Raw genomic sequence first — 12,109 nt, forward strand, 5'->3', positions numbered from 1 at the left:
TCCACCGCTTCGGCCCATTCGGGCGGCGGCAGGAACAGGCGTCCGGCGTACTTCGGGTCCCACAATGCTTCGTATGTGGTCGGCGCCGTCTTGACCGTCGAGGTGTTGTAGATCAAACCGTCCGACCACAGCAGATAACCCACGCCGAAGCCGTTCGCGCCCGTGCGGTATTGCGGCGCGACGTCCTTCAGGTTCGGCAGCTTGTCGAGATCGGGCTTCATCAGGAGACCCGCATCGCCGAGACCTGAAGCGCCGACGCCGGCCAGCGTGATGACGTCGTAAGTGGGGCGATCGCCCGCGGCCTTGACCTTGGCGACCATGCCGGAGGTGCCGTCGGCGCGATCGGCGATGACCTTCGCGCCGGTCTTCGCCGTGAACGTGGCGGCGATGTTGCGCAAGGCGGCAGCGCCGGTGTCGTCGGACCAGGTCAGCAAGCGCAGTGTCTTGCCGGAGAAGTTGTGCTCCTGTGCGCGCAGATTGACGAACGGCATCGGCAATGTGGACGCCGCGAGTGCCGCGCCGATCGCCTTGATGGCCTGCCTTCTACCCCGTTTGATCTCTTGCATGGCGGTCTCCTGTGTTGAACGCCTGTTGCCTGGTGATATTTCGCTCTGACCGCTGCCGCTGCATCGCCCATTTGCGCTGCCTGCCGTACTTAACCTCAAGTACCCAACTTCACGCGATACCGGATGCGTTGCGTGTGGATGCACTTTAGGTTTGCCAAAATCCCCCAACAAACGAAATATGCGCATGGAGCGCATGACGGAATCTCATGGGTTGGCTATCGTGCGACGCTAGCGGCGGCTTTGCTGAGATTCGTGGGAACGCCAATCCGGCGGTGTATCGGGGTTAACGTCCATGATTTTTTTGCGCCCGCGGGCCAAGGGGAGGTATGAGGAAAGCTCGGTTCTGGTGCGGTGTCCGGCAGGATTTGCCCTGAGTCGGTGCAAGCGGGTGCCCTTAGGCTGAAATTGACGGCCAAGGCATGAGCGAAATGCATGCACGTTTGCCCGCACGCAACTACTGCGGGAATTTCTGATCGCGTATCCTGTGGGCTCAGTGGGCGTAACGGCACGCAACATCGCGCGCCCCGCGTAATGACTTTTCCTGATCCTCCCGACTGGATATCCCGATGCGACGTCTCCCGCCGCTGAACGCGCTGCAGATTTTCGAAACCGTCGCGCGCCATCGCAGCTTCACGCGCGCCGCGGATCACCTATGCCTGACGCAAGGCGCGGTCAGCCGCCAAATCATCGCGCTCGAGGATTACTACAAGTTTCCGCTCTTCAAGCGCCATGCGAAAGGCCTGACGCTGACCGCCGAAGGCGAGTTGCTGCTGCCGGCCGTGAAGGAGAGCTTCGCGCGTATCGAAGAGATATCGCTGCGCCTCACGCGTCAACGCACCGATCTCGCACTGAAAGTGCCGACCTGCGTAATGCGCTGGATGCTGCCGAAGATCATGCGTTTCCAGGCCGAGTATCCCGAGCTGCACGTTCAGATCACCACGACCTGGCAGCACGACGTCGACTTCCAGCTCGAGCCGTTCGATGCGGCGATCATCTATGGCTCGTCACCGGGCGTGGACGTGCAGGCGGTGCCCTTGTTCGAGGAGCGTCTGACGCCGGTGTGCGCGCCCGATCTGCTGAAAGACAAACCGCTGGACGAGGTGGCGGATCTGGCGCGGCACACGCTGCTGCATCCGACCCGCGACCATCGCGACTGGAAGATGTGGCTCGCCAGGGTGACCGAGGTGGATGACGCGAATACACAAGGTATCGACGCCGGGCACGGCCCGAGCTTCGATACGCTCGACATGGCGACCAACGCCGCCTTGCAGGGCTTCGGTGTCGCCATCAGCGACCTTGCGTTGATCGACGAAGACGTCGCGGCCAAGCGCCTCGTGCGGCCGTTCGATACGGTGCTCAAGACCGGCTGGCGCTATTACTTCGTGTATCCGGATTCAGTCGCGCATCAGCAGAAGCTGAATCTGTTTCGCGACTGGATCGCGGCGCATTGGGAAGAGTAGGAGGAGTCCGTTGTCTGGGGGCGGCCCCCAGGCCTATCGTCAGGGTGCGAAGGACAGAAACAGATACGCTGCGAACAGCGACAGATGCACGGCGCCTTGCAGGATCGTCGTGCGTCCGGAACTAAGCGTCAGCGTGCCGACGACCAACGTCAGCATCAGCAGCACGGTTTCTTTGCCGTCGATACCGAGTATGAGCGGCTGAGCGGTCCACAAGAACACTGCGGCGACGGTCGGAATGGTCAGCCCGATGCTGGCCAGCGCCGAGCCTAGCGCAAGATTCAGGCTGTTCTGCAAGCGATCGGCCCGCGCGGCGCGCACGGCGGCGAGCCCTTCCGGAAGCAGCACCAGCGCGGCAATGATGATGCCGACCACCGCCGGCGGCGCGCCCGCGTTCTTCACCGCGGTTTCGACAACCGGCGAAAGTACTTTCGCCAGCAACACGACGGCGACAAGGCACACCACCAGCAAGCCCCCGCTTGCCAGCGCGACGCCGATACTCGGCGGAGCGGCATGGACGTCCTCGTCGGGGACGCCGGCAAGAAAGTAGTCGCGATGCCGCACGGTCTGGACGAACACGAACACCCCATACAGCACCAGCGACGACACCCCGGCGAACGCCAGTTGCGATGACGACAAAAGCGGGCCGGCGCTGGTCGTCGTGTAATTCGGCATGACCAAGGTCAATACGGACAACGACGCGAGCACTGCCAGCGACGCCGCGGCGCCACGACTTTGGAAGTCCTGCTCGCGATGCCGGATGCCGCCCACCAGCAGGCAAATGCCCACGATCCCATTGCAGACGATCATCACCGCGGCGAACACCGTGTCGCGCGCGAGGCCGGCTTTTTCCGGCCCGGACGTCAACATCACCGAAACGATCAACGCGACCTCGATCACCGTTACGGCCACCGCCAGCACCAGGGTGCCGAACGGCTCGCCGACGCGATGCGCGACCACTTCCGCATGGTGCACCGCTGTGAACACGGCTGCGCACAGTGCTACCCCGATCAGCGCGAGCAGCAACCCGTTGCCCGGCAGGGCATACGCGACGCCCAGCACGATCCAGGCGACGAAGGGCGCGGCAATGGTCCAGCGGGGCAAAACGGTCGCGGGTGCGGTCATTCAGGGCTTCCTTTCGTTGCGTGTTCTTGTTGCTTGTATCGGGCTGGCGCGACATGCGCGGACTGGCGCCGACGAGACCCGGGAGCGAGCGCGAATGCTAAACCATTCTGTCAATAACGCGCCCTAACACATTAAATTGTAAAGGATAATTCACAGCGGATGAGGCTTTGTCAGTCCGCGGACGGATTGTGCCAGCGCAGTGGCGAAGGCGGTGAGGCAACCGACGGCTATCCTGCAATCTGAAGGATTGAGCCACGCAGGATTGCGCGGAAAATGCGGCGTGGTTTCAATGGACTGAAACACCATCGGCCCACAGCTGCCAGGTTAGCAGCTTCGGGGAAAGAAACCGGATATTTCGCTCCGGACGCGCGGCTTCGTGACGAAGCGTTGCGCCCGGGTGAAGCGCTACGGCTGGCTAATGCGGTTTACTGTCCGACCGGACGGATCGACAGTGCGTTCTTGACTGACGTCACGCCCGGCACGGCCTGCGCGGCCTGGGTTGCCAGGTCGACTTGCGGCTGCTCAGGCACCGTGCCGGCCAGCGTCACTGCGCCGCCACGCGCGCGAACCGTGATGTTGGTCACGCTCAGGCCCTTGGTCTTCGACAGGGCGCTGCGTACTTTGCGTCCCAACGCACGATTGGCCGCCTTGACCGACTTGGCGCTAGGCGCCGACGAAGCAGCCGTGGGGGCCGCCGGAGCTGCCGCGTCACTGCTTTGCGCATACGCACTGACGGACGCCAGAACGATCAGCGCGCCGCCGACCATCTTGATTGCCTGGAATGCTTTCATTCAACTCTCTCCTATTGTCATGAATACGACGGTTCCTGGGTGGAACCGACTTACTGCACCAGCGGATACTTCGGGATCAAATCTGAATGGAACGTTGCTGCGGGTCGTGCGACTTCTTGCAAACTGTAAATTGATCAGGCGCGCCTAAACGCACGCATGCCGGCAAGGGCTGTGCTGCAGGCCGGAAACACACGATACTCCAATTAGTGCCATGGTGAATGCGCCGCCGCCCGGAAATGAGGTTTTGGTACAACGAATGGGCCGATGAACGCAGGCCGATGGCGCTTTACCGCTTGGTGCGGCGCGGGCGGCACGCCCACTGGCGTGTCGCTGGGCGCGTAGGTCGCGCATCGATCGAATCCTGCGCTTTGCGCTCAACAACCCATCCGAACCGCATGCCGAATCAGCCGCTGCCCATCCTCCCATTGTTTCGTGACGATTTGCCGCTCGATCCGGTCGCGCTGGCGCGCTTCATGGTCGGCAAATACCTGGTGCACGACCTCCCCGAAGGCCGTATCAGCGGCCGGATTGTTGAAACTGAGGCGTATCCGCTCGGCGATTCGACCAGCCACGCGTTTCAAGGCCGCCGCGCCTATAACGGCTCGATGTTTCTCGCACCTGGCCACGCTTATGTCCGGCTCACGTACGGGCTTTCGTACATGCTGAACATCTCCGCGGAAGCGGAAGAGGTCGGCGCCGGCATTCTCATTCGCGCCATCGAGCCCCTCGAAGGCTTGCCACTCGTGGAAGCGCGGCGGCCTGGCGTGTCGCTGCGCGACCTTGCGCGCGGTCCCGGTCGGCTCACCATGGCCTTAGGCATCGGCCAATCGTTCGACGGTCGCGATCTTTGCACCGGGCGCGACCTGTGGATCGGCGTGATAGAGACGCGGGACGTGCCGATTGGCGTGACGAAGCGTATCGGCTTGTCGCGCGAGATGCATCGGCCGCTGCGGTTTTTCGAACCCGGCAGCGCGTTTGTCAGCGGGCCGCGAAAGCTGTTATTGCCGCCGCATGCCGATATTTTGACGAACGCGCAAATCTGACCGTCAGTGCCGAACAAAGCGGCAAAACACGCTCAGTGAGGGGGCATTTTCGAAACGTCAGACGCAAAGGGTTACGATCCCGACAATTATTACGGTAAAGCTATCCCTTCGATATATGGAATCAGCAAGTTTTGACGCATTCTTGCGTTTTGAACAATTATGTATCTCACAATTAAGGGTTTTCCCTTGATGATTGAGTGACTAGACTGAAATCACTCGCCCCACACATGGTGTGGCAAGCGAAGCAAAAATCTAAGTCTGGAGGTAAGTCATCATGAAATCGCTCATCAAGGCAGTCGCCATCGCAGCCATTCTCGCTGCCCCGGTCGCTTCGTTCGCTCAATCGAGTGACCAGCCCGTGACCCGCGCGGAAGTCCGCAATCAACTGATCCAGCTGGAACAAGCAGGCTACAACCCGGCGACGAGCAACGACCCGAACTATCCGGCCGACATTCAAGCCGCCGAAAGCCGCGTACAGGCGCAAAACCCGGCTGTCGCGCAGACGCAGGAACCGGTCGCGAATACCAGTGGTTACGGTGGCGCGGTGAGCGGTTCGTCGCAATCGGGTGGCGTGGTCCAGCCGATGTCCGGCCCGAAGTCGGTTTATTTCGGTAACTGATTTAAGCGGCTGCAGCCGGGTTCCGGCCGGCAGCTGAACGAAGCGCAGCGTGCGTGGATCATTTGAGCGCACGCTTGCCATTAGCAGGCAGTCAGCAGTTCGATGTGGCTATGACGATGCGCGCCTTATGCGGCGCGCATCGAAGAACGTTGTGTTTTGCCGTCAGCGGGATGCGCGGCAGTGTGTGCCGCCAGACTAACGAATCCGCTACGCGACGCCGTGTCGTGGTCCGCAACGCAAGAACCTCCGCTGCCGCAAGGTAGCTTCGCCCAACCTTTTTCAAGGATTGGGCTTTTTTTGCGCCCTGTTTCGGTAGCGTGCGACGCACGACTTGCAATGGACGGGCAAATAGACGCGCAACAAGCAGCGAACCTCAGGGCCGTTCGCCGTGGATATAGAACTCGAGTTGCTGAATCGTGAATTGCTGCTCGGCGATGATGTTCTTCACCAGGTCACCGATCGAAACCATGCCCACCAGCCGGTCGTTTTCGATCACCGGCAAGTGGCGCATGCGCCGTTCGGTCATCAGGGCCATGCAGTCGTCGGTGGTCTGGTCGGGACGGACGAAGCGTACGGCTTTGCTCATGATGTCACGTACCGGTGTTGCCTTCGACGAACGGTCCATCAGCACGACTTTGCGCGCATAGTCGCGCTCCGTAATGATCCCGGCGATGCTGTCGCCGTCCGTCACGACCAGTGCACCGATGCCTTTTTCAGCCATCAGCTTGATCGCCTCGTAGACGGAATCGTCGGCCCCGACTGTGAAGACGGTGGTGTTGTTCGGTTTCGTTTTAAGAAGTTGTGCAACGCTTGTCATGGAGCGGCTCCGTTTCGCAGTGCAGCACGCCGAGGCGGCGCGCTGTCGTGAGGGACAGGCCATTCCAGTATAGGCGTGACGCGCGGCCGAAGTACCTCGGGAATACCTGTGGCGCGCGGCATGTCTAGTCTGGTTTAGCCTCGTGAGCGACTCGGCGCCGCAGTGGTTCCTTGCGCCGCGCATGGACTTCCGGGTGCGTCGCGCCAATTAGCGGTAAACTCCCAGTCCGTACCTTATCCCCGGTTTGATCGGGTTCATGTCAGCACCATTGTCCAACGCCATGCTCACGTCTCACGATCCGTCGCCAGCAGCAGACGGCGCAATCAACGGCGAATGCGTCGTCCTCGACGCCACCGCCACGCTCCCCACGCGCTACGGCACGTTCACTTCCTACGTGTTTCGCGTGGCCGACAGCGGCGCCGAACATCTGGCGCTCGTGATGGGCGATGTCGCAAACAAGTCGTCCGTGTTGACGCGCCTGCACTCCGAGTGCCTGACAGGCGACGTACTCGGCTCGTATCGCTGCGATTGCGGCGAGCAGCTCGATCTGGCGCTGCGTTATATCGCGGCCGAAGGCTGCGGCGTGCTGCTCTATCTGCGCGGCCACGAAGGGCGTGGCATCGGCCTGTCGAACAAGATTCGCGCATATGCGCTGCAGGAGCAGGGCCGTGACACCGTCGAGGCCAATCTCGATCTCGGCTTGCCCGACGACTCGCGCGAATACGATTCAGCGGCCGGCATTCTGCGCACGCTCAAGGTCACCTCGGTGCGCCTGATGAGCAACAATCCGGAGAAATTCGACACGCTGTCGAAGCACGGCATTCCGGTATGCGAGCGAGTCGCGCTGGCGATTCCGATGCGCGAGGAAAACGAGCGCTATATCCGCACCAAGCAGCTGAAGTTTGGGCATTACTTCGACGAGAACGAATAACTGACGCACGCACGCCGGCCGTCGTTTGCAAACGGCGGCCGGCGTTGAGGCGTCGATTTCGTCAATGAATTGCGGCGTTATGCCGGCGGGCTTCGCCGGATCCACGGTGCGTCCGCGGCGTATCGGTTGTTCACCGAGTCGAGTTGCGACGAATCGAGCCGAATCGAGCTCAACTGCTGCAAATCAGAACAAGCCAAAGTCGTCGTTGCTATCGGGGATTGCGTTGAGCACGTCCCGAAGCGCTCGCCAGCCTACCAGTCCCACAAGACCTGCCGAGATTGCCATCCAGTAGCGGGCGTTCGTAGTCGCGCGCGTTCGCGGGGTTCGATGTGCCGCGATTTTGCGCGATTCCATCGATATGCGCAGTAAAGGACAGGTATGCATGCTGTTTCTCCTATCGCGAGCGCCGTTTAGCGTGCCGCCGCAGCGGCGGTTGAAGTTGCAGCGACGCCCGCCAGGATTGACGCAAGCACGCCCTCTAGCGCAGTCGAGCCGAAGCGCCGCTCGCTGATCTCTGTTTCGACGTCGATGCGGCCCGCGTTGTGCGCGTCGTACAGATCCGTGATCAGACGCGCGTGGTTCTCGCCGAGTCCCGCGCCCTGGAGCATGGCGGCCCATTCGCTGCGCGGCACTTCGCGAGCCGTAATCGGACGGTGCGCCAATTCACCGAGCGTGCGTGCGACGTCTAACGCGCTGACGCGCGCTTCACCTTCGATACTCACCACTCGGGGCGACACCTTCGCCGGTCTGTCATCGAGCAATAGTTCGGCGGCCAGCAGGCCGACATCCTGTGCGGCGACCGTCGGAAACAACTTGGTCAATGGATGATGCAGACTCGGCAGCACGCCCCGGGCGAGTGCGATCGGTAAGAGGCGAGCCCAGTTGTGCATGTGTTCCGCTGCGCGCAAAAACGTCACCTGTGAGGCAATGGGCGCGAGTTGCGTTTCGAGGTAGTGAAACAGCGTCGTGATGCCCGTGCCGCTCGGGTGTTCTGCGCCGTAGTCGGAGAGCGCGAGCAGGCGTTGCGGCGGGTTGGCGCGAAAGGCGTCCGCGCTTACGTCGATCATGCGCCGCATCGTGCTCGCGGGATCGGCATCTGCACGCGGTACCGGGCACAGCATCTGTACGGCGTACGCGCCTTCGATAGCGTGCGCTACGGAGACTGGGTCGAGCTGATCGGCGATGACGATTTCGCAGCCGATTTCCGCTAACACTTTGCCTTGTTTGTCGTTGCGCACGACCGCGCGCACTTCACGGCCCGCCCGGCGCAATGCCGCGGCGCTCACTCTGCCTACATTGCCTGCTGCGCCAAAGATCACGAACACGTTGAGCTCCTTCCTGGGTCGGTATGTCGCTATCTTAGGGAGGCGGCGATAGAGATGCGCGCGGGCACGGATCGCCGTGCGCAGATTCGGATGATTGTTTTCCTTTGCGGCGGCGCAGCATGCGTGTTGAGGCGGTGCAATCCAGGCAAGCCCACGAAAAACGCAGCACAATGCATACACGTTGGCCGCCATCCACAAGGGGAAGCAATGAATGCCGTGACACCGATACCGCAGCCGCACAGTGGTTCCCGCATCGCATTGCGCTCCAGCAAGGCGCTCGGCTGGCAGGGCTTCGGCGCGGAACTGATCAATGTGTCGGCCGGGTTGCACCGGATTCCGGCGCTCACGCATCATCGCGTGGGGGTGCATGTCGGCGCGCCGGTCAAGGCGCGTTGCATGTGCAACGAGCAACGCTATTCACGGATTCAGGCGCATGGCGATGCCGACGTGATTCCCGCGGGCGCCGACGGGCAGTGGACCGATGAAGCCGCCTGCACGATTTTCAGTGTATGGATCGGCGAAGACTTCGCGCAGCGGACCGTTGAACAGTTGGAGTTGAAGACGAGTGAAGCACGGCTTCGTCCGCAGTTCCAGATGCGCGATCCGCGCTTTCAGCATCTGGCCTGGGCTTTACGCGCCGAACTCGAAGCGGATGATGCATCCGATCCGCTTTACGCTGAAAGCCTGTGTACGGCGATGGTGGTGCGGCTGATCTGCAGTGCGCCAATGCTCGACAAACTCGAGAATAAGCGCCGCACGCTTGCGCCGAAGACCGCCGCGCGTGTGATCGATTTTATCGAAGCCAATCTGGATCAACGCCTCACGCTTGGCGAACTGGCGGCGCACGCCGAGTTGAGCGTGCCGCATTTCAAGGTGCTGTTTCGCGAAACGCTCGGTATGCCGGTGCATCAGTACGTTGTGCAGCGGCGAGTGGAGCAGGCCCGAGCGCTATTGCTTCAAGGCAGGCTGAGCACGAGTCAGATCGCGCTGGAGACGGGCTTTGCGCATCAGAGTCATATGGCGCATTGGATGGGGCGGTTGCTTGGTGTTACGCCGCGTGAGCTGGTCAAGTCAAGCGCGAATCCAGGCAGCATTATCGAACTCGATACCTTCAATGCCCGTCGCATCGCGACACGGTGATAAACCTTAAAAACGCACCGCAACATAGCCAGTTTGGAGTTCCCGCTCTATTGCCCTCACTCGATTTGTATAGCTAAATACGCGGACTTCGCAACCGGAGGCCGTCACATGTCGAAATGGAAGGGTTCTCGCATCGTCGCCTGGGCGATCGCCGCTGCTGTCGCCAATGCTCCGCTCGCTGTTCTTCTGACACTCGCCACACCCGTTGGCATCGATCGCGCGGTCGCAGCAACTTCAAACACGAGTACCGACGATTACGCGGCAACCCGCTATCCGATCATCCTCGTACATGGCCTCACTGGAACCGACAAGTACCTTGGCGTGCTCGACTACTGGTACGGCATTCAGTCCGACCTCCAGCAGCACGGCGCAACCGTGTATGTGGCGAACCTCTCGGGTTTTCAAAGCGACGACGGTCCGAATGGCCGTGGCGAACAGTTACTCGCTTACGTGAAGCAGGTCCTGGCCGCAACCGGCGCGCAGAAGGTGAACCTGATCGGCCACAGCCAGGGTGGCTTGACCTCGCGCTACGTCGCGGCGGTAGCGCCAGAACTTGTCGCTTCGGTCACCACGATCGGCACGCCGCATCGCGGCTCGGAGTTCGCCGACTTCGTGCAGGACTCATTGCAAAAAGACCCGACCGGTCTTTCGACACCGATCGTCGGCGCCTTTGCGAATATATTCGGCATCCTGACGAGTAGCAATCACAACACCAACCAGAATGCAGTAGCCGCCCTGCAAACGCTGACCACAGCGAACGCCGCGGCATACAACCTGCGCTATCCGAGCGCGGGGCTCGGTGCACCCGGGTCGTGTCAAACCGGCGCGGCGACTGAAACCGTCAACGGCAATACGCATCTGTTGTACTCGTGGGCCGGCAGTGCGATTCAACCAACCTCGCTGCTCGGCATTCCGGGCGCCACCGACACCAGTGTTGCGCCGATCGATTCCGCCGACGTCCTCGATCCGTCGACACTCGTTTTGTATGGCACCGGCGCGGTCATGCTGAGCCGGCAGTCGGGGCAGAACGACGGCCTCGTCTCGGTGTGCAGCGCGCTCTACGGCAAGGTGCTCGGCACCAGCTACAAGTGGAACCATCTCGACGAAATCAACCAGTTGCTCGGCGTGCGCGGCGCGAATGCAGCGGATCCGGTGGCAGTGATTCGCACGCAGGCTAACCGGCTGAAGACGCAAGGCGTGTGAGCGGATGCGGCGATTGGATCGGCAGCGGGGCAGTGCGCGGAGTCAGTGGCTGGCTTTCGTGGCGGTGGGCGCGGTGTCAGCAGGCGCTGCATTGTGGTTGAACCGCCCGCCCTCTGCGCATGATGCGTCGGCGTTGCATGCGGTCAATGCTGCGAGCTCCGCGCAACCCGCGCTCGCTTTGAGCAAGGATCCTGCGGCCGGCACATCAATGGCCGGCGCGTTACCCGCTTCGCTCGACGGTTCGTCGCCACCGCATCTGCCAACCGATGGCCACGGCCACCTCGCGCGCACGCGTGCCGTCCGCGATTTCTTCGATTATTTCCTGACGACGCAGAACGAAATCTCCGCCACGATGCTCGATGCCTTGGTGCATCGCCAGATCGCCGCGCAACTCGACGGCACACCGGCAGCCGACGAAGCGGTGTCCGTCTGGCAGCGCTACAACGCTTATCGCGCGGCGCTCGACCAGTTGCCACAAACCTCGCCAACCCAAAGCCAGAGCGGCGCAAAGCTGGACCTCGACGCGCTGCAACTCTCGCTCGATCAGCGTGACGCGTTAGGCGTCAGGCTGATGGGGGAATGGAACGCGCCGTTCTTCGGCGCTGATTCGCAGCAGCAACACACGGATTTGGCGCGCCTGCGCATCGCGTCGGATAGCTCGTTGAGCGACGCGCAGAAAGCGGCGCGTCTCGCCGCACTCGACGCGGCATTGCCGCCGGAAACACGCGCGGCCCACGAACGTGCACGCCAGCAGCAAGCGGCGCTCGACGCGATCGGTCAGGCGCAGAAGCAGGGCGGTTCGCTCGATACGATGCGTGCGCAGATCACGCAGACACTTGGGCCTGAAGCGGCACAACGCGTCGTGCAGATGCAGCAAGCCGACGACGCCTGGCAAGCCCGCTATGCGGACTACGCGAGCCAGCGTACGCAGATCGACAAGCAGGATTTGCCGCCTCAGCAACGCGACGCGCAGATCGCGCAGTTGCGCCAGCAGTTCTTCACAAATCCGAGCGACGCGATGCGCGCGGCGTCGCTCGATCGCGGCAGCGGTCTGGCAAACTGAACCGTCGATCGCGGCGTGGTTTGGTGTGG

12 protein-coding genes are annotated in these 12,109 nt (G+C 61.9%); 7 read left to right on the forward strand and 5 right to left on the reverse strand.

What is annotated here, in order from left to right:
* A partial coding sequence (locus tag HHL24_RS39030) for an ABC transporter substrate-binding protein (RefSeq protein ID WP_169490636.1) occupies nucleotides 1–566 on the reverse strand: 566 nt, incomplete at its 3' end.
* Nucleotides 567–1,132: 566 nt separating this feature from the next.
* On the opposite strand from HHL24_RS39030, the gene HHL24_RS39035 reads away from it, so the two are divergent.
* Entirely contained in the window at nucleotides 1,133–2,026 is an 894-nt protein-coding gene (locus HHL24_RS39035) for a LysR substrate-binding domain-containing protein (protein WP_169490637.1), read from the forward strand.
* 39 nt (nucleotides 2,027–2,065) lie between these two features.
* Here the strand turns inward: HHL24_RS39035 and HHL24_RS39040 are convergent, their stop codons facing one another.
* Both HHL24_RS39040 and HHL24_RS39045 read right to left on the reverse strand, forming a co-directional pair.
* Complete coding sequence (locus HHL24_RS39040) at nucleotides 2,066–3,148, reverse strand: calcium:proton antiporter (RefSeq protein ID WP_169490638.1); 1,083 nt, start codon at nucleotides 3,146–3,148, stop codon at nucleotides 2,066–2,068.
* A 425-nt stretch (nucleotides 3,149–3,573) separates the two neighbouring features.
* Nucleotides 3,574–3,939, reverse strand: a complete 366-nt coding sequence (locus HHL24_RS39045) for a BON domain-containing protein (protein ID WP_169490639.1) — start codon at nucleotides 3,937–3,939, stop codon at nucleotides 3,574–3,576.
* Nucleotides 3,940–4,334: 395 nt separating this feature from the next.
* Between HHL24_RS39045 and HHL24_RS39050 the strand changes: the two genes are divergently transcribed.
* Together HHL24_RS39050 and HHL24_RS39055 are read left to right on the forward strand one after the other, a co-directional pair.
* The gene (locus HHL24_RS39050) at nucleotides 4,335–4,982 is read left to right on the forward strand and encodes a DNA-3-methyladenine glycosylase (RefSeq protein ID WP_169490666.1); all 648 of its coding nucleotides are present in this window, start codon (nucleotides 4,335–4,337) and stop codon (nucleotides 4,980–4,982) included.
* Between the two features lie 274 nt (nucleotides 4,983–5,256).
* Nucleotides 5,257–5,601 carry a DUF4148 domain-containing protein gene (locus tag HHL24_RS39055; protein ID WP_169490640.1) on the forward strand — a complete coding sequence of 115 codons (345 nt, stop codon included), beginning with the start codon at nucleotides 5,257–5,259 and terminating at the stop codon, nucleotides 5,599–5,601.
* Between the two features lie 373 nt (nucleotides 5,602–5,974).
* Here the strand turns inward: HHL24_RS39055 and HHL24_RS39060 are convergent, their stop codons facing one another.
* Entirely contained in the window at nucleotides 5,975–6,418 is a 444-nt protein-coding gene (locus tag HHL24_RS39060) for a CBS domain-containing protein (RefSeq protein WP_169490641.1), read from the reverse strand.
* 280 nt (nucleotides 6,419–6,698) lie between these two features.
* On the opposite strand from HHL24_RS39060, the gene ribA reads away from it, so the two are divergent.
* Entirely contained in the window at nucleotides 6,699–7,349 is a 651-nt protein-coding gene (gene ribA / locus HHL24_RS39065; RefSeq protein WP_169490667.1) for a GTP cyclohydrolase II, read from the forward strand.
* A gap of 410 nt (nucleotides 7,350–7,759) precedes the next feature.
* Here the strand turns inward: ribA and HHL24_RS39070 are convergent, their stop codons facing one another.
* Nucleotides 7,760–8,674 (reverse strand): NAD(P)H-binding protein, encoded by a 915-nt coding sequence (locus HHL24_RS39070; protein WP_169490642.1) that lies wholly within the window; start codon nucleotides 8,672–8,674, stop codon nucleotides 7,760–7,762.
* 207 nt (nucleotides 8,675–8,881) lie between these two features.
* On the opposite strand from HHL24_RS39070, the gene HHL24_RS39075 reads away from it, so the two are divergent.
* The 3 genes from HHL24_RS39075 to HHL24_RS39085 all read left to right on the forward strand — a co-directional run bounded on the left by HHL24_RS39075 (nucleotide 8,882) and on the right by HHL24_RS39085 (nucleotide 12,080).
* Nucleotides 8,882–9,814 (forward strand): AraC family transcriptional regulator, encoded by a 933-nt coding sequence (locus tag HHL24_RS39075; protein WP_169490643.1) that lies wholly within the window; start codon nucleotides 8,882–8,884, stop codon nucleotides 9,812–9,814.
* A 108-nt stretch (nucleotides 9,815–9,922) separates the two neighbouring features.
* Complete coding sequence (locus tag HHL24_RS39080; RefSeq protein WP_169490644.1) at nucleotides 9,923–11,017, forward strand: triacylglycerol lipase; 1,095 nt, start codon at nucleotides 9,923–9,925, stop codon at nucleotides 11,015–11,017.
* 4 nt (nucleotides 11,018–11,021) lie between these two features.
* Nucleotides 11,022–12,080 carry a lipase secretion chaperone gene (locus tag HHL24_RS39085; RefSeq protein ID WP_169490645.1) on the forward strand — a complete coding sequence of 353 codons (1,059 nt, stop codon included), beginning with the start codon at nucleotides 11,022–11,024 and terminating at the stop codon, nucleotides 12,078–12,080.
* The last annotated feature ends 29 nt before the right edge of the window (nucleotides 12,081–12,109 follow it).

The sequence above is a fragment of the Paraburkholderia polaris genome (genome assembly GCF_012927345.1).
GTDB classification, from domain to species: domain Bacteria; phylum Pseudomonadota; class Gammaproteobacteria; order Burkholderiales; family Burkholderiaceae; genus Paraburkholderia; species Paraburkholderia polaris.